The organism is Yersinia antarctica (assembly GCF_056636475.1).
Genome location: NZ_JBSJQF010000001.1, coordinates 854,559 through 880,499 on the forward strand (window position 1 = coordinate 854,559; position 25,941 = coordinate 880,499).

Here is a 25,941-nt window from a genome sequence, read left to right on the forward strand (position 1 = left end):
TGGTCGGTAGGATGGATAACATTGCGAGATAAAACGATGATCAAACAAAGGACTTTAAAACGTATTGTTCAGGCGACTGGCGTCGGTTTGCACACCGGTAAGAAAGTCACGCTGACAATGCGACCCGCGCCGGCTAATACCGGGGTCATCTATCGTCGCACTGACTTGAATCCACCGGTTGATTTTCCGGCAGATGCAAAATCCGTGCGTGATACCATGCTCTGTACTTGCCTGGTCAATGAGCATGACGTGCGTATTTCTACTGTTGAGCATCTCAACGCTGCTTTGGCAGGGTTAGGGATTGATAACATTATTATTGAAGTTAACGCTCCCGAAGTGCCGATTATGGACGGTAGTGCCAGTCCATTCGTGTACTTGCTGCTGGATGCCGGTATCGAAGAGTTAAACTCTGCGAAGAAATTCCTGCGTCTGAAAGAGACTGTGCGGGTTGAAGACGGTGATAAATGGGCTGAATTGTCTCCATTCAATGGATTCCGTTTAGATTTTACCATTGATTTTAATCACCCGGCGATTGACTCAAGTACTCAGCGTTACCGTCTGGATTTCTCGGCCGATTCATTCGTCCGTCAAATCAGTCGTGCGCGTACTTTTGGTTTCATGCGTGATATCGAATATTTACAGTCCCGTGGTTTGTGCCTGGGCGGTAGTTTCGATTGTGCCATTGTGGTAGATGATTACCGCGTGCTTAATGAAGATGGCTTACGCTTTGAAGATGAGTTTGTTCGTCACAAAATGCTGGACGCGATTGGCGACCTGTTTATGTGTGGCCACAATATTATTGGCGCATTTACTGCGTTCAAATCGGGTCACGCCTTAAATAACAAGTTGTTGCAGGCTGTTTTAGCGAAGCAAGAAGCTTGGGAATTTGTGACGTTCCAAGACGAAGCCGAAATGCCACTGGCATTTAAAGCTCCGTCTACAGTATTAGCTTACTAAGTACTTTTGTACCCAAACTCATTGGCATTACAGCCAGCTAACATCGCTGTAAGTTCAAGTGTGAAGGGAAAAGCTACTTATCACTTTTGGTTGCGTTGGCACTCTCTCCGGCCAACGCAGCCAATCGTTCCAATATTATCCTAAGTTTTTCAGGGCTACGGCTCGCTAATCCTCTTAATTCCTTAGCACTTTCCAGACTTAAATGACGTAATGGCGGCGATTTTTCAGGATCTTGCGCCGATTTTGCCACATCTTGCGTAATGTTATGGCCCTTGGCCATTAACGACGGATTAATCCTGATGTCGATTGAAGACAATGATGGTAGAATTTGTGCTCGTAGTGCAGAGAGCAGAGCGGGTTGTTCATAACGTAAGCGCATTAACCAGCTAGCGTTCGCAGTCTCTAGTACTAAAACACTCTGTCGATAGTTAGCGACACGGCACCACGGCTGCATTTGTGAAGGGAGCAATCCTTTTACCGCACGGTTAAGTTTTAACAGTGCAGTAGCGCGTTGTTGTACGTTATGTAGCGGTCCGTTTTCTGCTGCAATGGCATCATCGAACAGAACATCTAATAATTGTGGGCGGTTTTCACGCATTGACAAGGCTCCGGCGGATTTTAAACTTGTGATCGGTATTCTAAATCGTTGGCGACAATTTGGTAGACGTTATTTCTGGCCGCATCTCTTGTTAGGGATGGTAGCGGCGAGTCTTGGCGTGCCATCAAACCTGTCTGGCGTTCCAGATCAAACTGCAATACCGAATACATCATCAAGCCAAAGCCGTCAGAATTACGGTGTGACAAACTTTAACAGTTTGGCATTGTTGCATGATATGCATCGCCGTCCTTCATTCAGCGTAGACTACTGGCAACAGCATGCACTGCGCACGGTTATTCGTCACCTCTCATTTGCGTTGGCACCTCAGGTCGCTTATGCGCGGGTGCAAGAAGTTACAGCAGTCGAGCAAGCTCAGCCATCACAAATTCAGCAGCTTGCACTGTTGGATACCCTCAATGCGCTGTTGACACATGAGTTTAAGCCACCGGCTATCATTCGTTACACCGAGCAAGTTAAGCGGCCTGTTCTTTCGTTACACAAACCTGGACTCTGGCTTGCACAAGTGCAAGGCATCCGTGCCGGGCCTCCTATCCTATACCTTAAATAATTCGAGTTGCAGGAAGGCGGCAAGCGAGAGACAAATAGGTCCGGAACCGATTTGAACAGCATTTATGCTAGCCCGTAGGGTGAACCTCATTAATCTCGATGAGCTTACATAAGTAAGTGATTCGGGTGATTGAATGTAGCCAACGCACATGCAGCTTGAAGTATGACGGGTATAAGCTAATTATTCTCTTGGTTTACCTCAATTTTATACAACCTTTGGCCGCCGGTTTGGTGGTCTTGTAAGAGATATTAAGAATCATGCTAATCAAATTATTAACCAAAGTCTTTGGCAGCCGTAACGATCGTACTCTGCGCCGTATGCGCAAAGTGGTTGATCAAATCAGCCGTATGGAACCAGAAATTGAAAAACTGACCGATGCTGAGTTGCGTGCCAAAACAGATGAATTCCGCGAGCGTCTGGCAAAAGGCGTGGTGCTGGAAACCTTGATCCCTGAAGCTTTTGCGGTTGTTCGTGAATCAAGTAAACGCGTGTTTGGTATGCGTCACTTCGACGTGCAGTTGCTCGGCGGTATGGTATTGAATGAGCGTTGCATCGCAGAAATGCGTACCGGTGAAGGTAAAACGCTGACTGCAACGCTGCCAGCTTACCTGAATGCGTTGAGTGGCCGTGGTGTTCACGTGGTTACCGTCAATGACTATTTGGCTCAACGTGACGCCGAAAATAACCGCCCATTGTTCGAGTTCCTCGGTCTAAGCGTCGGTATCAACTTGCCGAATATGACAGCACCAGCCAAGCGTGCCGCTTATGCTGCTGACATCACTTATGGTACTAACAACGAATACGGTTTTGACTATCTGCGCGATAACATGGCTTTCAGCCCGGAAGAGCGTGTGCAGCGTAAATTGCACTATGCGCTGGTGGATGAGGTTGACTCCATCTTGATCGATGAGGCCCGCACCCCGCTGATTATCTCTGGTCCGGCGGAAGACAGTTCCGAGATGTATATTCGGGTTAACAAACTTATTCCAAAACTGATTCGTCAGGAAAAAGAAGACTCGGACACCTTCCAGGGTGAAGGCCACTTCTCGGTCGATGAAAAATCACGTCAGGTTCACTTAACTGAACGTGGCCTGATTCTGATTGAACAAATGTTAGTGGAAGCGGGCATCATGGAAGAAGGCGAGTCGCTGTACTCTCCAACCAACATTATGCTGATGCATCACGTCACGGCCGCGCTGCGCGCCCATGTGCTGTTTGCCCGTGATGTTGACTACATTGTGAAAGATGGTGAAGTTATCATCGTCGACGAACACACCGGCCGTACCATGCAAGGGCGCCGTTGGTCAGATGGCTTGCATCAGGCTGTTGAAGCAAAAGAAGGTGTGGAAATCCAGAACGAAAACCAAACACTGGCTTCCATTACCTTCCAGAACTATTTCCGTCTTTATGAAAAACTGGCCGGGATGACCGGTACGGCGGATACCGAAGCGTTTGAATTTAGCTCAATCTACAAGCTCGATACCATTGTTGTACCCACTAACCGCCCAATGATTCGTAAGGATTTAGCTGATTTGGTCTATATGACTGAACAGGAAAAAATTGGTGCGATTATCGAAGATATCCGTGAGCGTACTGCGAACGGTCAGCCAGTATTGGTTGGTACTATCTCGATTGAGAAATCTGAAGTGGTATCTGCCGAATTGACCAAAGCGGGCATTGAGCACAAAGTTCTGAACGCCAAGTTCCATGCCATGGAAGCAGAGATAGTCTCTCAGGCGGGTCAACCAGGTGCGGTAACTATCGCTACCAACATGGCTGGTCGTGGTACCGATATCGTGTTGGGGGGGAGCTGGCAGAGTGAGATTGCTTTGCTGGAAGATCCGACCGAAGATCAAATTGCCGCCATTAAGGCCGCCTGGCAGATTCGCCATGATGCCGTGCTGGCATCTGGTGGTTTACACATTATTGGTACCGAGCGTCATGAGTCACGCCGTATTGATAACCAGTTACGTGGTCGTGCGGGCCGTCAGGGTGATGCCGGTTCTTCACGCTTCTACTTATCAATGGAAGATGCCTTGATGCGTATTTTTGCCTCTGACCGTGTGTCTGGCATGATGCGTAAATTGGGTATGAAACCGGGCGAAGCCATTGAACATCCATGGGTGACGAAGGCCATTGCTAACGCACAGCGTAAAGTTGAAAGTCGTAACTTCGATATTCGTAAGCAATTGCTTGAATATGATGATGTCGCCAGTGATCAGCGTCGTGCCATCTATAGCCAGCGTAATGAACTGCTGGACGTATCTGATGTTAGCGAAACCATTAACAGCATTCGTGAAGATGTATTCAAAACAGTTATCGACAGCTACATTCCTACCCAGTCACTGGAAGAAATGTGGGATGTTGAAGGCCTTGAACTGCGCCTGAAAAATGATTTCGACTTGGATATGCCAATTGCACAATGGTTGCAAGATGAGCCACAACTGCATGAAGAAACGTTACGTGAGCGTATTCTTCAACAAGCAATTGAGGTGTATCACCGCAAAGAAGAAGTTGTTGGCATCGATATGATGCGTAACTTCGAAAAAGGCGTGATGCTACAAACGCTCGACTCCTTGTGGAAAGAACACTTGGCTGCAATGGATTATCTGCGTCAGGGGATCCATCTACGTGGTTATGCGCAAAAAGATCCTAAACAGGAATATAAGCGTGAATCTTTCGCCATGTTCGCTGCCATGTTGGAATCACTAAAATATGAAGTGATCAGTGTGCTGAGCAAAGTACAAGTGCGGATGCCAGAAGAGGTAGAAGCGCTGGAAGTACAACGTCGTGAAGAAGCCGAGCGTTTGGCGAAACAGCAGCAACTAAGCCATCAGTCTGACAACAGTGCCTTGATGTCAAAGGATGAAGTCAATGTAGCCGCTAGCCTTGAGCGTAAAGTGGGTCGTAATGATCCGTGCCCATGTGGTTCAGGCAAAAAATACAAACAGTGTCACGGCAGCCTACAGTAATACTTAAGGCCATTGGTAATACTGAAAATAAAGGGCGGCTTAAAAACCGCCCTTTATTTTGTCGTTCTTTTTAGGACAGATACCAAGAGGCCATATAACTTACTGTTTATGCTCTGATCAGGAGAAAGAGAATTGAAACATTTACAGATAGCGGTAGGGATTATCCGCAACGCCCAGCAGGAGATTTTTATTACTCAGCGCGCTGCTGATTCTCATATGGCAGGTTTTTGGGAGTTTCCCGGTGGTAAGGTTGAGCAGGGTGAAACAGCGGAACTTGCTTTAAAACGTGAGCTGTCAGAAGAAGTAGGGATCGTGGTACAAGAGGCTGTGTTACTCAACGTCTTGGAGCATACTTTTACCGACCGTATCGTGACATTAAGTTTCTATATGGTTGAAGCGTGGGATGGTGAGCCCTTTGGCCGCGAAGGGCAACCCATTCGCTGGGTAAGGCAATCCGAATTGGTTGCCGAGGAGTTTCCGCCAGCGAATGCCGCAATCATTGCATTACTCACCCGATAACTCCGTGTTGCGCTTAATAAAATTGTAATTAATATAATGGGAAGGGAGCAAAATAGGATTGCTCCCCAATGATATGCGCATCAATGCGTTGGGGGTTCTTCCTCACTCCATTCATCACTGTCAGATAACTCGCCATGGCTTGAAATACGCTTTTCTTCGTCAGCCCATTCGCCTAGGTCGATCAGTTGACAGCGTTTGCAGCAGAAAGGGCGATATGGGCTTTGCTCTCCCCAGATAACGATTTTCCCACAGGTAGGGCAGTTAACTTCGATTTCTTCTAAGTCCATATTCTCTCCTTAAAAACCAACTGATTGATTGCCACATCAGCAGCAGGCTAATTCAAACGATAAACGGGCCGGAACGGTACCATTTTCACTGTCGAGCGGTAAAAAGCGAATAGCATACCGTGTTTTATGACCAGAAATTTGTGGGTATAGTTGTGGGTCTAATGGCAAGCGCAGCCGGAGTAGGTCAGCACCTTCGGCATTATCTTGAAAGAATCCATTCAAGCTGATTTGTGCCCGTAACGGACCCGACTGGCGAATTAAATCTAAAATGATGGTCAGAGACTGATTGAGTGGCGCTAAGCTTACCAGCAATTTATCAATATGTTGGTCACGCTGCTCCTGTGGTTGATGTAGCCAGGTATGTAACGTGGGTAAATCAAAGCTACAGTAGCCACCGGGAATACTAAGACGTTGGCGAACGACAGCGATTAAGCGGTCTTCTTTTAATGATTGCCCGATACGTGGCGCGGACATTAATACTGTGGCATGGCTTTTTAGTTTACTGCGCAAGGAGTCCACTCGCGACATATCCACACCGGGTATATCGGCCCATTGCTGTAACTTCTGTTGTTGGCGCTCAAGCTCTTTGAGCAAATCAGTGCGGACTTCGCCGCGATCCAAAACTTCAATCAAATCGCATGCGGCGCGAAAAAATGTTAATGCAGTGGCAATATTATCTAACGAACGTTGGCTTTCTAATTGTTGTAATAAAAATTCTATTCTCAGCCAGGTACGCATTTTTTCATTCAGCGGATGTTCAAAAAGTATTGTTGAGGTGAGGTCACTCATTGGTGTAGATCCTGTTGGGCCGCGGCTGCCAATATTAAATACTGTTGGTGTAATGAAGCAACTTGCGAGGCGATAATGGATGGATCGCCGCTATTGTCAATAATATCATCGGCACAGGCTAGCCGTTGTTGCCGCGAAACCTGTGACGCTAAAATATGTTCTGCCTGTTGGCGGGTAATACCATCTCTTGCCATCGTGCGCGTGAGTTGTATTTCAGGTGCTACATCTACCACTAACACACGATTAGCACGGTGCTGTAAACCATTTTCAAGCAACAAAGGAACAATCCAAAGTGCATATGGTTTATCAATATTCGCTAATTGGTGCTCAGTTTCTTGCTGAATAAGTGGATGCAACAGTGAATTTAACCATGCTTTTTCCTGCGGCTCACTGAAAATTTTTGCGCGTAATGCACTTCGGTTTAATGAACCATCTGCTTGCAAAATAGTTTCGCCATAGCGGGATGCGATAGCTGCCAATGCTGGCATACCCAGTTCAACAACCTGGCGAGCGATAATGTCAGCATCAACAAGGGGCACCCCAAAATCGGCGAATGCATCTGCTACGGTACTTTTGCCGCTGCCAATCCCGCCGGTGAGAGCCACAATATAGGTCATTGCCTAGCCTTGTATACTGTCAGTGAGTGGTCGAATTGTATCTGAAAGCAGGTGGGAAGAGATAGTAAGGTATGCATTCTGTTTGAGCTACGTGGAAAAATAAGTGAAGTGAGCGCGCAGATAAAAGAGTGGTTGCTATTCTCCAAGTAATTTGTGGGATTATAGCGTAAATAAAGGTGGATTCGCAGTCTTGCCGTAGAATTATTCATGCGTATGATAGCTTCACTGGGATGGCGTGATTTACGCCCGATCACTTTTTGCGATCTATCGCCACTAACCAGGAAATAATAAGCCATGCGTATTGAAGAAGGTTTGAAATTAGGTTTTAAAGATGTGTTAATCCGCCCTAAACGTTCCACACTGAAAAGCCGCTCTGAAGTAGAGCTCGAGCGCCAGTTTACCTTCAAACATTCAGGTTGGAATTGGTCTGGTGTACCTATCATCGCTGCTAATATGGATACTGTTGGCACCTTCCGCATGGCTGAAGTTTTGGCATCATTTGATGTGCTTACCGCAGTTCATAAGCACTACACGGTTGAACAATGGGCTGAATTTGTAAAACGGGTTCCTGAATCTGTATTGCGTCATGTCATGGTGTCGACAGGGACTTCCTCTGCCGATTTCGACAAAATGAAGCAAATTCTGGCATTATCACCGGCACTGAAATTCATCTGTATCGATGTAGCTAATGGCTACTCTGAGCATTTTGTTTCCTTCCTGCAAAAAGCTCGCGAAGCCTGCCCGGACAAAGTGATTTGTGCTGGCAATGTGGTGACTGGTGAGATGGTAGAAGAGCTTATCCTTTCTGGTGCAGATATTGTTAAAGTGGGTATTGGTCCAGGTTCTGTTTGTACCACGCGAGTTAAGACCGGTGTTGGTTATCCACAGCTATCTGCTGTGATCGAGTGTGCCGATGCTGCCCACGGTTTGGGTGGACAGATTGTCAGTGATGGCGGCTGCTCTGCACCGGGCGATGTGGCTAAAGCTTTCGGTGGTGGTGCTGATTTCGTGATGCTGGGTGGCATGCTAGCAGGGCACGATGAGTGTGAAGGCCGCGTGGTGGAAGAAAATGGCGAGAAATTCATGCTGTTCTACGGTATGAGTTCAGAGTCTGCTATGAAACGCCACGTAGGCGGAGTCGCTGAATATCGCGCCGCAGAAGGTAAAACAGTTAAACTGCCATTACGCGGTTCCGTTGATAACACGGTGCGCGACATTATGGGTGGCTTGCGTTCTGCTTGTACCTACGTGGGTGCTTCGCATTTAAAAGAACTGACCAAGCGCACCACCTTTATCCGAGTTGCAGAGCAAGAAAACCGCGTTTTTGGCAGTAACTGATTACGGATGGAAACAGGGCGTTATTTAACGCCCTGTTTCGACCTCCCTTTCCCCACGATACTTCGCCCTTAATACCCGTATTACCCAATAACATCCCCTAGTTGAAATATCGGTAAATACATTGCGATCACTAGAACCCCGACGATGCTGCCAATAATCAACATCAACAGTGGTTCCAACATTTGTGTGAGATTATCGGCTAAATCCTGTGTTTTTTGCCGATGCCAACCTGCTAGTTTTTCTAATAACACATCCAACGCGCCAGATTCTTCACCCACCCGAACCATTTGTTGGCATAGCGGCGGGAATAGATGATGTTGTGCAAGAGCGATATGCAGAGGCTCACCTTGGCTGATCTGTTGTTGAATATGTTTTAATGCTTGCTGATAGGTACAGTTATTGATGGAAAGGAGTGCGGCATCCAATCCGGCAGTTAGCGGTAATCCGGCATGTTGAGTGATAGCTAATGTTTGAAAAATTTGGCTAAGGCAACTTCCTCGGATTAATGTGGAGATGAGTGGGAGACGTAATAACAGTGTTTGCTCCCATTGTTGCACGTGCGCCTGACGCCGCCGCGCATAAAGGTATCCTATACATATTGATGTTAATAACACCGCAATATATGGCCCGTAAGTAGTAAGAAATACTGACATCAGCAGCAGCGTGGCAGTCAGTGTGGGTAATGGTGTATCAAATGATTGATAGATTTGTGCAAATTCAGGCAGCACCATGACCAGCATAACGAGGCTAACAACCATCGCGATAACGCAGACAAATATTGGATATTTGAGTGCCTTAATCACTTTCTTTTGTAATTTTTGTTGCCGTTCTTGGTGCTGTACCAACTGAATACAGCACTGTTCAAGGTTACCTGTCAGCTCCCCCATTGCAATCACTGGGGGGTATAATCGGGGGAACGTGTGTGGGTAACTCGCCATCGCTTCAGATAGTGATTGGCCCTGTGAAACCAGTTGGCTTATGTCCTGCAATAAGCAGCGCCACGGTAATGCATCTATCTCTTTCGCTAGCAGTTGCAGGCTATTAACCAAAGGCAGTCCGGCTTGCAGTAGTGTCGCCAATTGGCGAGTAACAGCCACCAGGTGCTCACCTTGCCAATAACTCATTGATAATCGCTTACCACCCTTAACGTTTAATGGTTGTAACCCTTGGCGGAACATTTGTTCATAAACAATATTTCGCTCTGTTGCCAATTGTGCTCCAGTCTGTAACTGTCCTGTAGTATCAATGGCTTTCCAGTAAAATAAACGTTGATGACTCACAGGATTACCTCGAATTCTTTCAGAGTTCCCACAACACGATTAATTTCACTAAGCGTAGTAACACCGCTTTCAACTAATGCCAAACCAGCAGAAAGTAATGTTACTTGTTCTTGCTCTTGTGCAATCTGAGTGAGCTTTGCCGGGCTGACATTGTTGAGCAAAGCTTGCTGGATTGGCGGGGTGACACTTAACATTTCGTAAATACCTGTGCGACCATAATAACCTGCGCAACAGTGTTCACAGCCCACGGCGAGATAATGTTGCAATGGACTCGCCCAAACACCTGCCGGAACCTGAAAAAGAGTGGGAGATGCCTGGCGACAGTGCAGGCAGAGCCTGCGAACCAGTCGTTGGGCGATAACTAACGTCAGGCTCGATGCAATTAAGTGACGTTCTATTCCCATTTGTGTCAGGCGTATTAGGGTTTCAGATGTTGAGTTGGTATGCAGTGTTGAAAGTACCAGATGCCCCGTTAATGCGGCCTTAACCGCTATCTCGGCAGTTTCATTATCGCGAATCTCGCCGAGCATAATCACATCAGGATCCTGGCGTAGCATCGCGCGTAATACGCAAGAGAAATCCAATCCAATTCTATTGTTAGTCTGAGTCTGATTTATGCCATCAACCTGGATCTCTATAGGATCTTCAACACTACAGATGTTTCTTTGCGGTTGATTGAGTTGGTCTAAACTGCAATAGAGCGTCACAGTTTTTCCACTTCCGGTAGGCCCAGTCACCAGAACTAAACCTTGCGGAGCAGATAATGCGCGCGTGAGTTGTTGGTGGGCCATGGTTGTCAGACCCAGACTGGCCAGCGTTGGTTGTTGATGAATATTCAGTATACGCAGCACCACTTTTTCACCGAACTGTACGGGGAGGGTGGCTATTCTTATGGAGTAGCGGGTGCCATTTAACACTAAAGCTAGCTGGCCATCCTGCGGTAACCGTTTTTCCGCGATATTCAATTTAGCCATAACTTTTAGGCAACTGCTGATACGGCTGGTTAATTCAGTTGTTGGAGGTGGGGATTCGTGTAAAACACCATCAATTCTTAAACGAATACGATAATGATGCTGATAAGGTTCAAAATGGATATCTGAGGAACGTTTCTGAATCGCCAATCTGAGTGTTTGCGTTATAAATTGAATAACGGGAATATCACTTTCATTATCCAGCAACGTCTCATCTAAATCCTGTTGTGGCAGAGAAGCTGAGCCTCCTCCTTGTCGTTTCCTCTCTTGTCGCGATACGCCTTGGCTATTTTCGGTAGATTCTACTTCTAGGTTTAGGTGCTCTTTTGCTGATGGCTCAAGGTTTAATAACTGTTCAATCTTAGCCTCAGGCCAGTATTCTACGGTAATTTTACGACCACAGGTAAAACGCAGAGCAGTTAATAATTCGTCATTCACTGGTTTGGATGACGCTATAGCGAGGTTTTTGCCATCGAGTTTTAAGGCTATTGCCCTATAACGACGACAGAGTTTGTGTAATTCAGCGCTGATTCGCTCGGGTTGGTGTGCCATGAATTCAGTCATTGGATTAGGCCTTATCATTGAAACGGAACACGGTCTTACAGCTATCAGCAAGGTTGTTATCTACGGTGGTACATGTTCTGGTCCAGACAATATTTCCACTACTACTAAGTGTGGGGGTCATCGAGAGAGTCAGGTCAGCAAGGGTATGTTGACCCGTAAGTGTAATCACACCTTGATCAATGGTTGTTGCACTGACATAACGCGATGGTTGCCCAGCCGGTACGCCGTTATTGCCCGCATTACAGCTATCGAACTTGGCATGCTCCAGAGCACAAAGTTCTACCGCCATTTTGTAGGGCACGATGGCTTGTAACATATCGGTGAGGGCTGCTTTTTGGATATAGCGCTGATAGGAAGGAATACCAATACCGCTAAGTACAGCAATGATGGCGATGGCAACCATTAATTCAATTAAGGTAAAACCCTGTTGCTTATTCATTTGTCACTCTCCTTGTGTGTGAGAAAACAAGGGAAGGGTGCAACTTTTTAATTGATGGCAACAGGGGCATTACATTGATTTGCGAAGCAGGCTGTCGAATATTTAGGTTGTTACAGTGAAGTCACAGATAACTTCGGCGATGCTCGCAAAAACAGAATTAGAGTCTGCTAATGGCTATCATCGGCCGAAGATAATTTGGTAGGCTTATTTAAATCGCATGGACAGGTCTAAAGCTGTCACGTGTTTTGTTAGTGCACCGACTGAGATGAAATCAATACCGGTTTCGGCATAGCTTCGCAGTGTTTCTAGCGTAACGTTGCCAGAAACTTCCAGTTGAGCACTCTCTTGGGTCTTGGCCAACTCATTACGCATGTGCACAGCATCACGCATCATTGGAATGGTAAAATTATCCAACATAATGATATCGGCACCAGCGGTTAATGCTTGTTGCAATTCATCAAGGGATTCAACTTCAACTTCGACGGGAACATCGGAATGAATCCAAAATGCTTTAGCAACCGCTTCTTTGATAGAGCCAGCAGCAATAATGTGATTTTCCTTGATAAGGAAAGCATCAGATAAGCCGAGTCGATGATTATTACCGCCACCGCAGAGGACGGCATATTTTAAGGCGGTACGCAGCCCTGGCAAGGTTTTCCTGGTATCGAGTAATTGTGTATGCAACCCAGAGAGCTCCGCCACATAACGGCTGACCTCGGTAGCGACACCGGATAAGGTTTGCAAGAAATTAAGTGCGGTGCGTTCACCGGTAAGTAGGATACGGGCAGGGCCAGTCAGATGGCAAAGTGTCTGATTAGCTATCAACTTGTCTCCATCGTTGACTAACCATTCAACTGTCACTTGGGCGCCAAGTTGAATAAACACTTCATTTAGCCAGCGCTGACCACAAAAGATACCAGCTTCGCGCGTAATAATCGTGGCATTAGCCTGTTTATCTGCTGGGAGTAATTGTGCGGTGAGGTCGCGATCTGCATTAACCTCACCACCCAGGTCTTCGCTCAAAGCTTGGGCAACAGTGAAAGGGATATCACATTGAATTCGTTCCAATAGCTCGGCACGGCGGCTGTCGGCATTATAGCTGCGGGTCGGCATATAAAACTCCGAAATGGCGGATAGATAATAGTTCAAACATGCTACTCTGTTGCTGGCTGAAGTGCCATAAAAGAGCCAGTTGAAGTGTACTATTAGGGGGCTTAGATAAACAATGCAGTTAGAAAATGGCTGGATTTTAGGGGTTAAACGGGTCGTTTCTCCCCATTTTGATCAACGGCCAGAATGCGAGGTACCTTCGCTGCTGGTAATTCATAATATCAGTTTGCCCCCTGGTGAATTTGGTGGCCCATATATCGATCAGCTTTTCACTGGCACACTAAATGCCGATGAACATCCTTATTTTGCTGATATTGTTCACTTGCGAGTTTCAGCCCACTGTCTGATTCGTCGTAATGGTGAAATTATTCAATATGTTCCGTTTGATCAACGCGCTTGGCATGCTGGAGTCTCAAGCTTTGGCGGGCGTGAGCGGTGTAACGATTTTTCTATTGGGATCGAGCTGGAAGGAACGGATGTGTTACCGTTTACGCCCGCACAATATCGGAGTTTGAATGAGATAAGTGTGCTGTTATTTGCTCATTATCCGATAACTGTTGATCGGGTGACGGGCCATAGTGACATTGCGCCACAACGTAAAACCGACCCTGGCCCCGCTTTTGATTGGGCTTTGTATCAGCAGAGTTTAGTGAAGTTAACATCGCCATCGTGATGCTGGTGATTCAGTCTTCACCGCAGGTTTGTTGTCGAGCAGCTCAGCTGCTTGTTGCCTGGTTTTATAGTGTGGTTTATACATGCCGGGAGGCATATGCCCTGTTTCCAGGGCTGGTTAAGTGCAAAGGGAGAATAAGAGCTAATGACACTGTTTACGCTGTTGCTGGTGCTAGCATGGGAGCGCTTGTTTAAACTCGGCGAACATTGGCAGTTAGACCACCGCCTTGAAGTCGTATTCACGCGTTTACACCGTTTTTCGTTGGCACAAACTATTTTGCTGACTGCCGTGTGGATGGCCTTGGTATGGCTGATTTTGCAGTTAGTGCAGAATATCTTGTTTGGTTTCCCCCTGTTGTTGATTTGGATTCTGATTTGCCTGCTATGCATTGGTGCCGGGGGGATTCGTAAACACTATCGAGCCTACCTTAAAGCTGCCCGCCAAAATGATGCCCATGCCACCGATAAAATGGCAGAAGAGTTAGCATTAATCCATGGTTTACCCATGGATAGCGGAGAGAAAGCTCGCTTACAATCCCTACAAAATGCCTTGTTGTGGATAAACTTCCGTTACTATTTAGCGCCTATCTTCTGGTTTGTTGTATGTGTTAACTATGGCCCCGTAGCGCTAGCAGGCTATGCGATGTTACGCGGATATCAAACCTGGTTAGCCCGACACCATACACCTTTACAGCGTTCTCAATCTGGTATTGATCGTCTGTTACATTGGCTGGACTGGATACCTGTGCGGTTGGTGGGTGTGGCATATGCCTTGTTGGGGCACGGCGAAAGAGCATTACCAGCTTGGTTTGCCTCATTAGGCGATTTCAGAACTCAGCAGTATCAGGTTCTGACCCAATTAGCGCAGTACTCTTTGGCTCGTGAGCCTCATTTAGACCCAGTACAGACGCCAAGGTCTGCGGTCTCGTTAGCACGAAAAGTGACACTAACGGTGATTGTAGTCGTGGCTTTACTGACCATTTATGGTGCACTAGTTTAGTTTTCTGATTTATGGCACTGGCCGGAGAGTTTGTGCTCGGCCAGTGCGGTCTTAACGAAATATGATTAATTAGCCCGCATACCTCATCCCCATCTCATATCTGATCTTTTCCTTCACTATTAGTTCTGTATTCATGGATATTCTCTCCGTTTTGGATCAAAAACAGTCATTGAAGATGGATAATTGCTGTTCAATCGGGGAGATATCAGAAGTTAATGGTTATAGAGATGCACAAATGTACCATCGCCATCAAAGTCTGAACCAGACGGCAAAAAAGGAAACGTGATAAATTCAATACATAAGTAATATCAAACTGTTCATTATCTGGTTTGTACTGTTGGGACGCACAGCACTATAGGATCAATGGGTTATGGAAGATGGCGAGTCAGTCGAACACGGTTTTGTTAAACAATAAAATAAACGGGTCAGCGCTGTGGCTGACCCATTAGCTATGATGTCGTCAGATTCCCGAGAGAAATCTGCTATCAGGATTTGGCGCGTTGGTTACGATTTTTCAGGATGTAGCCAATAGCCAGTAGCAATACCCAAGCTGGAATCAATAGCACAGAAATCTGGATACCCGGTGTCAGATACATAATGACCAAAATGCCGGTGAGGAACAGCAAGCACAGGTAGTTGCTGAACGGATACCAGAAGGCTTTGAACTGTGGGATCACACCTTGGCGGTTTTTAGCGGCACGGAATTTAAGGTGCGCAAGGCTAATCATCGCCCAGTTGATCACCAGCGCCGATACTACCAGTGCCATCAGTAATTCGAAGGCTCGGCCTGGGATCAGATAGTTAATCAGTACGCAGAAAGCGGTGGCAAATGCAGAGACGGCGATAGCAATAACAGGTACCCCGCGACCATCGACTTTTAGCAGCATTTTCGGGCCGTTGCCTTGTTTGGCTAAACCAAACAACATGCGGCTGTTACAGTAAACACAACTGTTATAGACCGACAATGCTGCTGTCAGTACCACGATATTCAATACAGTTGCGACCACATTGCTGTTCAGTGCATGGAAGATCAGTACAAATGGACTACCGCCTTCGACCACTTTTCCCCACGGGTAGAGTGATAATAAGATTGCCAGAGAACCAATATAGAACAGCAAGATACGGTAGATAACCTGATTGGTTGCTTTGGGGATGCTTTGGGCTGGGTTTTCGGCTTCTGCGGCGGTAATCCCAACTAACTCAAGGCCACCGAAGGAGAACATGATCACCGCCATTGCCATAACCAAGCCCATGACACCGTTAGGGAAGAAGCCGCCTTGTGCCCACAAGTTAGTCACAGTGGCTTCCGGGCCGCCTTGCCCGCTAAGTAGTAACCATCCACCGAACAGAATCATTGCAATGATAGCGACCACTTTAATGATGGCGAACCAAAACTCCATTTCACCATACACTTTGACATTTGCCAGGTTGATGGCATTGATAGCTAAGAAGAATACTGCCGCTGACACCCATGTTGGGATCTCCGGCCACCAATATTGTACATAGATACCTACGGCGGTCAGTTCGGCCATCGCCACTAACACATATAGTACCCAGTAGTTCCAACCAGAAGCGAAACCGGCAAAGTTCCCCCAATATTTGTAAGCAAAGTGGCTAAAAGAACCCGCGACTGGTTCTTCGACTACCATTTCTCCTAACTGGCGCATAATCAGAAACGCGATAAAGCCGCCGATTGCATACCCCAGTAGCACTGAAGGCCCCGCCATTTGAATGGTTTGCGCGATACCAAGGAATAATCCGGTACCAATTGCGCCACCTAAGGCAATAAGCTGTATGTGGCGGTTTTTAAGCCCCCGCTTTAGCTCTGCACCTTCCTGTTGAACACTCATTGTTGCATCCTCTGTCGTTGTCACTTTTAGCGGGCAAACCCGTCATCTTTCAAACTGCAAATATATTGGCTGTACTCGTTACTCAGCCCATCCTTGGAATAATCTCTTACCGCCTTCCCGCAACTTGAAATCTATTGGGTATAAATAGGTGCCGCTTGCTATGCGTAAGGTTTTGATTACATTATTTGTATTATTTTGTTTACGGTGACTTTTCTGGGAATTTTCTCTTTAGGCTACCGTTTAAAAGAGAATAGTGGTAGGCGAGAATTATTGCATCTGCTTTTTATTTTAATCGGTGAAGTTTTAGCCAAAACAGCAAGAAAAATGTTGATGCGTGATCAAGCTGTTGTTTTGAGGAAAAGCAGGAATGTGCTTTTTTGGGTTGAAAAGCCACCAGTAAGCCATTTTTATAATGGTCATACCAGTTTTAAGGCGAGAGACAGAGGGATACAGACTTTTCTTGTTTTTGTTTGAATATAAATTCAAATTTACAGGATTTATATTCACAAATAAAATCACTTTAACGCTTCAGCTTGCCTAATTACCCGTTTCATAAAAGTTAAAACCCGAGGCTGCCAGGTAATGGTATTACCACTGCTACGTTATCACTTTGCATTGCTTTATCAGTGAAGTTGTTAAAATGTGCTGGGTTTCATGATTTTGGTCAAGGTCCGTATGGACAGCTAGTGAATACTTTGTTACTTTATCGTCACGTTTTTGAAATTGGTATTACCAATTGACTCCGCGCTACTCGCAGAGACGATTCACTCAATACGGCTTACAGCGCGACTTACAACAAATTATGGCCTACAACAAAATACGTCAGCCCAAATTATCAGATGTCATCGAGCAGCAGCTCGAATACCTGATCTTGGAAGGGACGCTGCGTCCGGGGGAGAAATTACTGCCTGAACGCGAGTTGGCGAAGCAATTTGATGTTTCCCGACCTTCTTTGCGAGAAGCAATTCAGCGCTTAGAAGCTAAGGGACTGCTGTTGCGTCGTCAGGGGGGCGGGACTTTCGTGCAAACCAATCTGTGGCAAAGCTTTAGCGATCCGCTGGCAGAGCTACTGGCTGACCATCCAGAATCACAATTCGATCTGTTAGAAACCCGTCATGCTCTCGAAGGTGTTGCTGCCTATTATGCAGCATTGCGCGGCACTGATGAAGATCTGCAACGTATCCGTGAATGCCATACTGTTATTCAGCAAGCGCAGGATAACGGCGATTTAGATGCTGAGGCAGATGCCGTTATGCAGTATCAAGTGGCTGTCACAGAGGCTGCGCATAATGTGGTTTTGCTGCATTTACTGCGTTGCATGGGGCCGATGCTGGAACAAAACGTAAGACAGAACTTTGAATTGCTTTACTCGCGCCGCGAAATGCTGGCAACAGTAAGCAGTCACCGCGCCGGGATTTTTGAGGCGATTGTGGCACGCGAGCCAGAGAAAGCCCGCGAAGCTTCACACCGTCACTTGGCGTTTATCGAGGAAATTCTGTTGGATCTTAGTCGGGAGCACAGTCGCCGTGAGCGATCTTTGCGTCGGCTCCAACAGCGCAAGGACTAGAAACGAATCATTCAGGTTGCGCCTCTGCAAGACCTCAATAACTCGTTTTATACCCCTCGTACTTGAAGCTACAGGGTTGTCAGCTGCGTGAACTCACCCGAATCACTGACTTGGGTCAGCTCATCGAGATTCGTTCTCTGGCAGCGCTGCCGTAACTCCAATTTCGTTGGGTAGTTATTCTCATTTGAGAATTATTAGCGGCAACTATACCCAAAATAATTCGAGTTGTAGGTAGGCGGCAAGGGAATGAATCCTCAGGAGCTTACTTGGGTAAGTGACTGGGGTGAGAGAGTACAGCCAACGCCTCTACAGCTTGAAGTATGACGGGGACAAACTGATGGGCCTATCTTCCGGTGTTTTCACCAGGGCACGTGCTTTAGCCTGGGGTTAAAGCACAGGAAGATAGGCTCCAAATAAACCATTAGAAACAGATAAGGAATACCACCATGTCAGAACGTTTAAATAATGACGTGGATCCGATCGAAACCCGCGACTGGCTACAGGCGATCGAATCGGTCATCCGTGAAGAGGGTGTTGAGCGTGCTCAGTATCTGATTGATCAGGTTTTGGGCGAAGCCCGTAAAGGTGGCGTGAGCGTTGCGGCAGGTTCTGCCAACCGTGATTACATCAACACCATCGCGGTAGAAGACGAACCCGCTTACCCTGGCAACCTGGAGCTTGAGCGTCGTATTCGTAGCGCTATCCGTTGGAATGCTGTGATGACCGTGTTGCGTGCGTCGAAGAAAGATCTGGATTTGGGCGGCCACATGGCATCCTTCCAGTCTTCCGCTACCTTCTACGAGGTTTGCTTCAACCACTTCTTCCGTGCTCGTAACCAAAAAGACGGCGGCGATCTGGTTTACTTCCAGGGCCACATTTCTCCAGGTGTTTACGCGCGTGCTTTCCTTGAAGGCCGCCTGACTCAAGAGCAAATGGATAACTTCCGTCAGGAAGTCGATGGTAAGGGTCTGTCTTCTTACCCGCATCCGAAACTGATGCCTGAATTCTGGCAGTTCCCAACTGTATCGATGGGCCTTGGCCCAATCAGTGCAATCTATCAGGCCAAGTTCCTGAAATACCTCCATCACCGTGGTCTGAAAGACACTGCAGCACAGACCGTGTACGCCTTCTTGGGCGACGGCGAGATGGATGAGCCGGAATCCAAAGGTGCGATCACCATCGCGACCCGTGAAAAACTGGATAACCTGGTCTTCGTTATCAACTGTAACTTGCAGCGCCTGGATGGCCCGGTTACCGGTAACGGCAAGATTATCAATGAGCTGGATGGTATCTTCAATGGTGCTGGCTGGCAGGTTCTGAAAGTGATTTGGGGTAGTCGTTGGGATGAGCTACTGCGTAAAGATACCAGCGGTAAACTGATCCAATTGATGAACGAAACCCTGGATGGCGACTACCAGACCTTTAAATCCAAAGACGGCGCTTATGTCCGCGAACACTTCTTTGGCCGTTTCCCTGAAACTGCTGCATTAGTGAAAGACATGAGCGACGATGAGATCTGGTCTCTGAACCGTGGCGGTCATGATCCGAAGAAAGTCTTTGCCGCACTGAAGAAAGCACAAGAAACCACCGGTAAACCAACTGTTATCCTGGCCCACACCATTAAAGGTTACGGCATGGGCGAAACAGCAGAAGGTAAAAATATTGCTCACCAGGTGAAGAAAATGAACATGGAAGGGGTTCACCACTTCCGCGATCGTTTCAATGTACCAGTTGCCGATGCTGATATCGAAAAACTGCCTTACATTACCTTCGAGAAAGATTCCGAAGAGTACAAATATCTGCATGAACGTCGTCAGGCGCTGGAAGGCTATGTGCCAACCCGCATGCCTAAGTTCACCGAGAAGCTGGAAATCCCTGCGTTGTCAGATTTCAGCTCCTTGCTGGAAGAGCAGAACAAAGAGATCTCTACCACTATCGCCTTCGTGCGTGTGCTGAACGTGATGCTGAAGAACAAATCTATCAAAGACAGAATTGTTCCAATCATTGCTGACGAAGCGCGTACTTTTGGTATGGAAGGTCTGTTCCGTCAGATTGGTATTTACAGCCCGAATGGTCAGCAGTACACCCCGCAAGACCGTGAGCAGGTTGCTTACTACAAAGAAGACGAAAAAGGCCAGATCCTGCAAGAAGGGATCAACGAACTGGGTGCTGCCTCTTCATGGCTGGCTGCTGCGACCTCATACAGCACCAATGATCTGCCAATGATCCCGTTCTACATCTACTACTCCATGTTTGGTTTCCAACGTATCGGTGACCTGTGCTGGGCTGCGGGTGACCAACAGGCGCGTGGCTTCCTGATCGGTGGTACTTCAGGTCGTACTACTCTGAATGGCGAAGGTCTGCAACATGAAGATGGTCATAGCCACATTCAGTCACTGACTATCCCGAACTGTATCTCTTACGATCCGGCCTATGCTTATGAAGTTGCTGTCATCATGCATGACGGTCTGGAGCGTATGTACGGTGAAGCGCAGGAAAACGTCTATTACTACCTGACCACGCTGAACGAAAACTACCACATGCCAGCAATGCCACAGGGCGCAGAAGAAGGTATCCGTAAAGGTATCTACAAACTGGAAACTGTTGCAGGTAGCAAAGGCAAAGTGCAGTTGATGAGTTCAGGTGCAATCCTGCGTCACGTTCGCGAAGCGGCTCAGATTCTGGCTAACGACTACGGTGTTGGTTCTGACGTGTACAGCGTAACTTCATTCACTGAACTGGCTCGTGACGGTCAGGATTGTGAGCGTTGGAACATGCTGCACCCAACAGAAACGCCACGCGTTCCTTATGTGGCTCAAGTCATGAACGACGCACCAGCAGTTGCTTCAACTGACTACATGAAGCTGTTCGCTGAACAAATTCGTAACTTCATTCCTGCCAGCGAGTTCCGCGTTCTGGGTACAGATGGTTTCGGCCGCTCTGACAGCCGTGAGAACCTGCGTCACCACTTCGAAGTTGATGCTTCTTACGTTGTGGTTGCAGCTCTGGGTGAATTGGCTAAACGCGGTGACATCGACGCCAGCGTAGTTGCACAAGCAATTACCAAGTTTGGTATCGACGCCGATAAAGTTAACCCGCGTCTGGCATAAGAGGTAAAGAACAAATGGCTATTGAAATTAACGTACCAGACATCGGTGCAGATGAAGTGGAAGTCACCGAAATTATGGTGAAAGTAGGCGATACCGTTGAAGCGGAACAGTCGCTTATCACCGTTGAAGGTGATAAAGCTTCCATGGAAGTCCCATCACCGCAGGCGGGCGTAGTTAAAGAAATCAAAATTGCAGTTGGCGATACTGTCGCGACCGGCAAACTGATGATGATCTTCGAAGCAACAGGTGCCGCTGCGGCGCCTGCAACAGCCGAAGAAAAGCCAGCAGCCCCGGCTCAGGCAGCGGCTTCTGTGGCCAGCGCGGCGAAAGACGTTGCGGTGCCGGATATCGGTTCTGACGAAGTTGAAGTCACCGAGATTATGGTCAAAGTGGGCGACACTGTTGCGGCTGAACAATCGCTGATCACTGTAGAGGGCGATAAAGCCTCTATGGAAGTGCCAGCGCCATTCGCCGGTACCGTTAAAGAGATCAAAATCAGCACTGGCGATAAAGTCAGCACCGGTTCTCTTATCATGGTATTTGAAGTAGCAGGTGCTGCGGCACCCGCTGCGGCAACTGAGTCAGCACCGGCAGCAGCACCGGCGGCGGCAACAGCCTCTGCGGTTAAAAATGTCGACGTGCCAGACATCGGCGATGATGAAGTTGAAGTGACTGAAGTGATGGTTAAAGTCGGGGATAAAGTTGCCGCTGAACAATCACTGATCACCGTTGAAGGCGATAAGGCTTCAATGGAAGTGCCAGCACCATTTGCCGGTACCGTTAAAGAAATCAAAATCAACACTGGCGACAAAGTTAAAACCGGCTCGCTGATTATGGTGTTCGAAGTGGAAGGCGCAGCCCCTGCTGCCGCGCCTGCCCAGCAAGCGGCTCCTGCTGCTGCACCGGCTAAAGCGGCCAGCGCTCCTGGCGCGAAAGCTGAGAGCAAAGGCGAGTTCGCTGAGAATGACGCTTACGTGCATGCCACGCCGGTTATCCGCCGTTTAGCGCGTGAATTTGGCGTAAACCTGGCGAAAGTGAAAGGTACCGGCCGTAAAGGTCGTATCCTGCGCGAAGACGTTCAGGCCTACGTGAAAGATGCGGTCAAACGTGCTGAAACAGCACCAACTGCTGCCACTGGCGGCGGTCTGCCGGGCATGCTGCCTTGGCCGAAAGTTGATTTCAGCAAGTTCGGTGAGATTGAAGAAGTTGAATTAGGCCGTATCCAGAAAATCTCTGGTGCGAACCTGAGCCGTAACTGGGTCATGATCCCACATGTAACTCACTTCGACAAAACCGATATCACCGATCTGGAAGCGTTCCGTAAGCTGCAGAACGACGAAGCTGCCAAGCGTAAGCTGGACGTGAAGTTCACCCCAGTGGTGTTCATCATGAAAGCTGTTGCTGCTGCTCTCGAGCAGATGCCACGTTTCAACAGCTCACTGTCCGAAGACGGTCAGAAGCTGACACTGAAAAAGTACATCAACATCGGTGTCGCGGTAGATACGCCAAATGGTCTGGTCGTTCCGGTATTCAAGGATGTGAACAAGAAAAGCATCACTGAACTGTCCCGTGAACTGATGGCTATCTCCAAGAAAGCTCGTGATGGTAAGCTGACCGCTGGCGAAATGCAGGGCGGTTGCTTCACCATCTCCAGCCTGGGCGGTATCGGGACAACTCACTTCGCGCCGATTGTTAACGCGCCGGAAGTGGCTATTCTGGGTGTATCCAAGTCTGCGATAGAGCCAGTCTGGAACGGTAAAGAGTTCCAGCCGCGTCTGATGATGCCGATGTCGCTCTCCTTCGACCACCGTGTGATTGACGGTGCTGATGGTGCGCGCTTTATCACCATCATCAACAACATGCTGGCCGACATTCGTCGTCTGGTGATGTAATCGTCAAGGCCGGCTTAGCGCCGGCCTTGTTATACCTTTCGTTCTTGAAGTCGCAGGGGTGTTAACGCGCCTACAGTTTGAAAGATGAAGGGTATTTCGCCGGACAAACAATTAAGAGGTCATGATGAGTACTGAAATTAAAACTCAGGTCGTGGTACTTGGGGCAGGTCCAGCAGGGTACTCTGCTGCTTTTCGTTGCGCGGATTTAGGTTTGGAAACCATTCTGGTTGAGCGTTACTCTACTTTGGGTGGTGTTTGCCTGAATGTGGGTTGTATCCCTTCCAAGGCATTGTTGCACGTTGCCAAAGTTATCGAAGAAGCTAAGGCGCTGGCTGAACACGGTATCGTTTTTGGTGAGCCTAAAACTGACATTGATAAAGTCCGTGTCTGGAAAGAGAAAGTTATCAATCAGTTGACCGGTGGTTTGGCAGGTATGGCTAAAGGCCGTAAAGTCAAAGTGGTTAATGGTTTTGGTAAATTTACTGGCGCGAATACCTTAGTGGTTGAAGGCGAAAATGGCCCAACTACCATTACCTTCGATAACGCGATTATCGCGGCCGGTTCTCGCCCAATCCAACTGCCATTTATTCCTCATGAAGACCCACGTGTTTGGGACTCAACTGATGCACTGGCACTGAAAACCGTACCTGAACGTCTGCTGGTTATGGGCGGTGGCATCATCGGTCTGGAAATGGGTACGGTTTACCATGCGCTGGGCTCGAAAATTGATGTGGTAGAAATGGCTGACCAGGTTATTCCGGCTGCTGATAAAGACGTGGTGAAAGTTTTCACCAAGCGCATCAGCAAGCAGTTCAACCTGATGCTGGAAACCAAAGTGACGGCGGTAGAAGCCAAAGAAGACGGTATCTATGTCACGATGGAAGGCAAAAAAGCGCCAGCAGAACCACAGCGCTATGATGCCGTTCTGGTGGCTATCGGCCGTGTACCTAACGGCAAATTGCTGGATGCCGGTCAGGCTGGTGTAGAAGTTGATGAGCGTGGCTTTATCCACGTTGATAAACAACTGCGTACCAACGTGCCGCATATCTTTGCTATCGGTGACATCGTGGGTCAGCCAATGCTGGCACATAAAGGTGTGCACGAAGGTCATGTTGCTGCTGAAGTTATCTCCGGCCTGAAACATTACTTCGATCCGAAAGTCATTCCATCTATTGCGTACACTGAACCTGAAGTCGCATGGGTGGGTCTGACTGAGAAAGAAGCGAAAGAAAAAGGCATCAGCTTTGAGACCTCCACCTTCCCGTGGGCGGCATCGGGCCGTGCTATCGCTTCAGATTGCGCAGACGGTATGACTAAACTTATCTTCGACAAAGAAACTCACCGTATCATCGGTGGTGCCATTGTTGGGACTAACGGTGGTGAACTGTTAGGTGAAATCGGTCTGGCGATCGAGATGGGTTGTGATGCGGAAGATATCGCGTTGACCATCCATGCTCACCCTACCTTGCATGAATCTGTCGGTCTGGCTGCGGAAATCTACGAAGGTAGCATTACCGACTTGCCTAATCCGAAAGCGAAAAAGAAATAATTTTCGCTAATACAGCAAGATAATGAAGCGGCTCCTTAACAGGGGCCGTTTTTTTGTTTAAAGGTTTTTATCACTCAGGTATTTTTTATCGATCAAAAATCGATCCCGCCCGTAGTTGACTGGGCGAGATATGAAAGGTCCGCCGCAGTGCGGTGGCAAAGTTGGCTGGGCTGGTATAACCAGCAATGGCGGCGGCTTGATCGATACTGACTCCTTCTTTCTGTAATGCCAGCATGGCCCGCTTTAAACGACAATGGCGCAGATATTCAAATACCGTAATGTGGTAACTTTCACGAAAACGTCGCTGCAAGGTACTCTGGCTCATATTCACCAGACCGGCTAATTCACTCATCGATAGGTGGTCAGCCTCACCACTTTCCAGCCAGTCACGTACCTGCTGGACTCGGTTCAATCCACGTAATGAGATTTTATTTTGCTGTTGAGCTTGCTGCTCCAGTGAACTGAACGCTTCAATGATCAGCCCAATACATTGTGTTTCCCATTGCAACCGCTCCAGCGGCGTTGAAAAGGGTGGGGCGCTCGCTATTTTCTGAGCAATGGCTTGCGAGTGAACTGATGGGCGCCATAAATGAATCGCCAGATGCTGTTGGGTAAAGTTATACAACGTATCCCATGCGCCGGCTTGTGGCAGCAAATCGCCATACAGCCATTCACGGTCAAAAGTCAGTGTTAATGTGCGCTCGTGACTGTTGTTTTTACCGTGGCGAGTAAACAGGGTGCTTTCAGTTAATGAGACCAGCGAGGCATCGCCTTTTTCCTGCAAATGCAACTGTTGACCGCCGAATGAGATATGCGCGCTGCCACTAACCACAATAGCCAGTTTCAGTGCTGGATTAAGCCGGTTTTGTGTCTTGATATCACAGAGGTTGGTGACATTCGCGGTATGTAAAATCAGATGTGGGTTCAGACGCAATACTTGAAAGTCGCCAAACAATACCGGGTCAGTGGACAATGATTTCACGCTGCTCAGTTGATAATCACTGGCAACCAGATTCGATTGTTGCACAATTTGTTCACGATAAATCGGTTTGGATGAGGGAGAGACATTGCGTAATTTGTTTTGCTTCACCGCCGACATGACGAACTCTCCACTGACATTATGACAACATTGACGTTCTGACAAACAGATTTGCTGTTTGCACAAACCTTTTCCCTATATGCAAATGTAACAATTAACGCGATGAATTGATAATGGAAATAATTATCAATCTTGTTCGCCTTTATCGCCCAACGAATAGATTGCCAGAGATTTTACTCTGCGGATATTTGCT

Annotated in this window: 21 protein-coding genes; 11 read left to right on the forward strand and 10 right to left on the reverse strand. The window is 47.6% G+C overall.

The features are described 5' to 3' along the window. The first annotated feature begins 36 nt into the window (after positions 1-36). A complete protein-coding gene (lpxC, locus tag ACWJJO_RS03810; RefSeq protein ID WP_005181431.1) occupies positions 37-957 on the forward strand; it encodes a UDP-3-O-acyl-N-acetylglucosamine deacetylase in 921 nt (306 codons plus the stop codon). Between the two features lie 73 nt (positions 958-1,030). On the opposite strand, the gene ACWJJO_RS03815 is transcribed toward lpxC, so the two are convergent. Further along, positions 1,031-1,555: a DUF721 domain-containing protein gene (locus tag ACWJJO_RS03815; RefSeq protein ID WP_193784725.1), complete on the reverse strand. Its 525-nt coding sequence runs from the start codon at positions 1,553-1,555 to the stop codon at positions 1,031-1,033. Between the two features lie 28 nt (positions 1,556-1,583). Between ACWJJO_RS03815 and secM the strand changes: the two genes are divergently transcribed. The 3 genes from secM to mutT all read left to right on the forward strand — a co-directional run bounded on the left by secM (position 1,584) and on the right by mutT (position 5,614). Beyond that, positions 1,584-2,123 (forward strand): secA translation cis-regulator SecM, encoded by a 540-nt coding sequence (gene secM / locus ACWJJO_RS03820; protein ID WP_083160513.1) that lies wholly within the window; start codon positions 1,584-1,586, stop codon positions 2,121-2,123. A 257-nt stretch (positions 2,124-2,380) separates the two neighbouring features. Then, positions 2,381-5,095 (forward strand): preprotein translocase subunit SecA, encoded by a 2,715-nt coding sequence (gene secA / locus ACWJJO_RS03825; RefSeq protein ID WP_420072762.1) that lies wholly within the window; start codon positions 2,381-2,383, stop codon positions 5,093-5,095. A 132-nt stretch (positions 5,096-5,227) separates the two neighbouring features. Then, positions 5,228-5,614, forward strand: a complete 387-nt coding sequence (mutT, locus tag ACWJJO_RS03830) for an 8-oxo-dGTP diphosphatase MutT (protein ID WP_050132916.1) — start codon at positions 5,228-5,230, stop codon at positions 5,612-5,614. A gap of 80 nt (positions 5,615-5,694) precedes the next feature. Here mutT and yacG read toward each other — a convergent pair whose 3' ends face one another. Genes yacG through coaE form a run of 3 tightly spaced genes read right to left on the reverse strand, consistent with a single transcriptional unit; the run spans position 5,695 to position 7,307 of the window. Beyond that, the gene (yacG, locus tag ACWJJO_RS03835) at positions 5,695-5,901 is read right to left on the reverse strand and encodes a DNA gyrase inhibitor YacG (RefSeq protein WP_050086102.1); all 207 of its coding nucleotides are present in this window, start codon (positions 5,899-5,901) and stop codon (positions 5,695-5,697) included. A gap of 36 nt (positions 5,902-5,937) precedes the next feature. Next, on the reverse strand, positions 5,938-6,690 hold the full coding sequence (gene zapD, locus ACWJJO_RS03840) for a cell division protein ZapD (protein ID WP_083160506.1): 753 nt from the start codon (positions 6,688-6,690) through the stop codon (positions 5,938-5,940). Continuing rightward, positions 6,687-7,307, reverse strand: coding sequence for a dephospho-CoA kinase (coaE, locus tag ACWJJO_RS03845; RefSeq protein ID WP_083160504.1), 621 nt, complete (start codon positions 7,305-7,307; stop codon positions 6,687-6,689). Before coaE ends, zapD begins: the two co-directional genes overlap by 4 nt. 294 nt (positions 7,308-7,601) lie before the next feature. Between coaE and ACWJJO_RS03850 the strand changes: the two genes are divergently transcribed. Further along, complete coding sequence (locus ACWJJO_RS03850; RefSeq protein WP_083160502.1) at positions 7,602-8,645, forward strand: GMP reductase; 1,044 nt, start codon at positions 7,602-7,604, stop codon at positions 8,643-8,645. 80 nt (positions 8,646-8,725) lie between these two features. On the opposite strand, the gene hofC is transcribed toward ACWJJO_RS03850, so the two are convergent. The 4 genes from hofC to nadC all read right to left on the reverse strand — a co-directional run bounded on the left by hofC (position 8,726) and on the right by nadC (position 13,012). Beyond that, positions 8,726-9,925: a protein transport protein HofC gene (gene hofC, locus ACWJJO_RS03855; RefSeq protein ID WP_083160500.1), complete on the reverse strand. Its 1,200-nt coding sequence runs from the start codon at positions 9,923-9,925 to the stop codon at positions 8,726-8,728. Then, positions 9,922-11,460, reverse strand: coding sequence for a type II secretion system protein GspE (gene gspE / locus ACWJJO_RS03860; protein WP_372568677.1), 1,539 nt, complete (start codon positions 11,458-11,460; stop codon positions 9,922-9,924). Before gspE ends, hofC begins: the two co-directional genes overlap by 4 nt. Before the next feature lie 4 nt (positions 11,461-11,464). After that, positions 11,465-11,899, reverse strand: a complete 435-nt coding sequence (gene ppdD / locus ACWJJO_RS03865; protein ID WP_083160498.1) for a prepilin peptidase-dependent pilin — start codon at positions 11,897-11,899, stop codon at positions 11,465-11,467. A gap of 204 nt (positions 11,900-12,103) precedes the next feature. Further along, positions 12,104-13,012: a carboxylating nicotinate-nucleotide diphosphorylase gene (gene nadC / locus ACWJJO_RS03870; RefSeq protein ID WP_083160496.1), complete on the reverse strand. Its 909-nt coding sequence runs from the start codon at positions 13,010-13,012 to the stop codon at positions 12,104-12,106. 112 nt (positions 13,013-13,124) lie between these two features. Here nadC and ampD point away from each other — a divergent pair, with 112 nt between their 5' ends. Together ampD and ampE are read left to right on the forward strand one after the other, a co-directional pair. Then, on the forward strand, positions 13,125-13,682 hold the full coding sequence (gene ampD, locus ACWJJO_RS03875; RefSeq protein WP_083160494.1) for a 1,6-anhydro-N-acetylmuramyl-L-alanine amidase AmpD: 558 nt from the start codon (positions 13,125-13,127) through the stop codon (positions 13,680-13,682). 144 nt (positions 13,683-13,826) lie between these two features. Then, the gene (gene ampE / locus ACWJJO_RS03880) at positions 13,827-14,681 is read left to right on the forward strand and encodes a beta-lactamase regulator AmpE (RefSeq protein WP_083160492.1); all 855 of its coding nucleotides are present in this window, start codon (positions 13,827-13,829) and stop codon (positions 14,679-14,681) included. A 485-nt stretch (positions 14,682-15,166) separates the two neighbouring features. Here ampE and ACWJJO_RS03885 read toward each other — a convergent pair whose 3' ends face one another. Beyond that, positions 15,167-16,531, reverse strand: coding sequence for an amino acid permease (locus ACWJJO_RS03885; RefSeq protein WP_083160490.1), 1,365 nt, complete (start codon positions 16,529-16,531; stop codon positions 15,167-15,169). A gap of 802 nt (positions 16,532-17,333) precedes the next feature. Here ACWJJO_RS03885 and pdhR point away from each other — a divergent pair. From pdhR to lpdA, 4 genes are all read left to right on the forward strand, one after another. Further along, positions 17,334-18,098, forward strand: a complete 765-nt coding sequence (gene pdhR, locus ACWJJO_RS03890; RefSeq protein WP_049613280.1) for a pyruvate dehydrogenase complex transcriptional repressor PdhR — start codon at positions 17,334-17,336, stop codon at positions 18,096-18,098. Positions 18,099-18,544: 446 nt separating this feature from the next. After that, the gene (gene aceE, locus ACWJJO_RS03895; RefSeq protein WP_083160488.1) at positions 18,545-21,208 is read left to right on the forward strand and encodes a pyruvate dehydrogenase (acetyl-transferring), homodimeric type; all 2,664 of its coding nucleotides are present in this window, start codon (positions 18,545-18,547) and stop codon (positions 21,206-21,208) included. Positions 21,209-21,222: 14 nt separating this feature from the next. Further along, positions 21,223-23,100 (forward strand): pyruvate dehydrogenase complex dihydrolipoyllysine-residue acetyltransferase, encoded by a 1,878-nt coding sequence (gene aceF, locus ACWJJO_RS03900; RefSeq protein ID WP_372568682.1) that lies wholly within the window; start codon positions 21,223-21,225, stop codon positions 23,098-23,100. Positions 23,101-23,224: 124 nt separating this feature from the next. Continuing rightward, entirely contained in the window at positions 23,225-24,649 is a 1,425-nt protein-coding gene (gene lpdA / locus ACWJJO_RS03905; RefSeq protein WP_050086092.1) for a dihydrolipoyl dehydrogenase, read from the forward strand. Between the two features lie 85 nt (positions 24,650-24,734). On the opposite strand, the gene ACWJJO_RS03910 is transcribed toward lpdA, so the two are convergent. Next, a complete protein-coding gene (locus tag ACWJJO_RS03910) occupies positions 24,735-25,748 on the reverse strand; it encodes a helix-turn-helix domain-containing protein (RefSeq protein WP_420072767.1) in 1,014 nt (337 codons plus the stop codon). Between the last annotated feature and the right edge of the window lie 193 nt (positions 25,749-25,941).

Excerpts from the sequence above, each read along its gene's own strand:
- lpxC (WP_005181431.1), top strand. The coding sequence starts at position 37 with ATGATCAAACAAAGGACTTTAAAACGTATTGTTCAGGCGACTGGCGTC.
- ACWJJO_RS03815 (WP_193784725.1), bottom strand. The coding sequence starts at position 1,555 with ATGCGTGAAAACCGCCCACAATTATTAGATGTTCTGTTCGATGATGCC.
- secA (WP_420072762.1), top strand. The coding sequence starts at position 2,381 with ATGCTAATCAAATTATTAACCAAAGTCTTTGGCAGCCGTAACGATCGT.
- yacG (WP_050086102.1), bottom strand. The coding sequence starts at position 5,901 with ATGGACTTAGAAGAAATCGAAGTTAACTGCCCTACCTGTGGGAAAATC.
- zapD (WP_083160506.1), bottom strand. The coding sequence starts at position 6,690 with ATGAGTGACCTCACCTCAACAATACTTTTTGAACATCCGCTGAATGAA.
- coaE (WP_083160504.1), bottom strand. The coding sequence starts at position 7,307 with ATGACCTATATTGTGGCTCTCACCGGCGGGATTGGCAGCGGCAAAAGT.
- ACWJJO_RS03850 (WP_083160502.1), top strand. The coding sequence starts at position 7,602 with ATGCGTATTGAAGAAGGTTTGAAATTAGGTTTTAAAGATGTGTTAATC.
- gspE (WP_372568677.1), bottom strand. The coding sequence starts at position 11,460 with ATGACTGAATTCATGGCACACCAACCCGAGCGAATCAGCGCTGAATTA.
- ppdD (WP_083160498.1), bottom strand. The coding sequence starts at position 11,899 with ATGAATAAGCAACAGGGTTTTACCTTAATTGAATTAATGGTTGCCATC.
- nadC (WP_083160496.1), bottom strand. The coding sequence starts at position 13,012 with ATGCCGACCCGCAGCTATAATGCCGACAGCCGCCGTGCCGAGCTATTG.
- ampD (WP_083160494.1), top strand. The coding sequence starts at position 13,125 with ATGCAGTTAGAAAATGGCTGGATTTTAGGGGTTAAACGGGTCGTTTCT.
- ampE (WP_083160492.1), top strand. The coding sequence starts at position 13,827 with ATGACACTGTTTACGCTGTTGCTGGTGCTAGCATGGGAGCGCTTGTTT.
- ACWJJO_RS03885 (WP_083160490.1), bottom strand. The coding sequence starts at position 16,531 with ATGAGTGTTCAACAGGAAGGTGCAGAGCTAAAGCGGGGGCTTAAAAAC.
- pdhR (WP_049613280.1), top strand. The coding sequence starts at position 17,334 with ATGGCCTACAACAAAATACGTCAGCCCAAATTATCAGATGTCATCGAG.
- aceE (WP_083160488.1), top strand. The coding sequence starts at position 18,545 with ATGTCAGAACGTTTAAATAATGACGTGGATCCGATCGAAACCCGCGAC.
- aceF (WP_372568682.1), top strand. The coding sequence starts at position 21,223 with ATGGCTATTGAAATTAACGTACCAGACATCGGTGCAGATGAAGTGGAA.
- lpdA (WP_050086092.1), top strand. The coding sequence starts at position 23,225 with ATGAGTACTGAAATTAAAACTCAGGTCGTGGTACTTGGGGCAGGTCCA.
- ACWJJO_RS03910 (WP_420072767.1), bottom strand. The coding sequence starts at position 25,748 with ATGTCGGCGGTGAAGCAAAACAAATTACGCAATGTCTCTCCCTCATCC.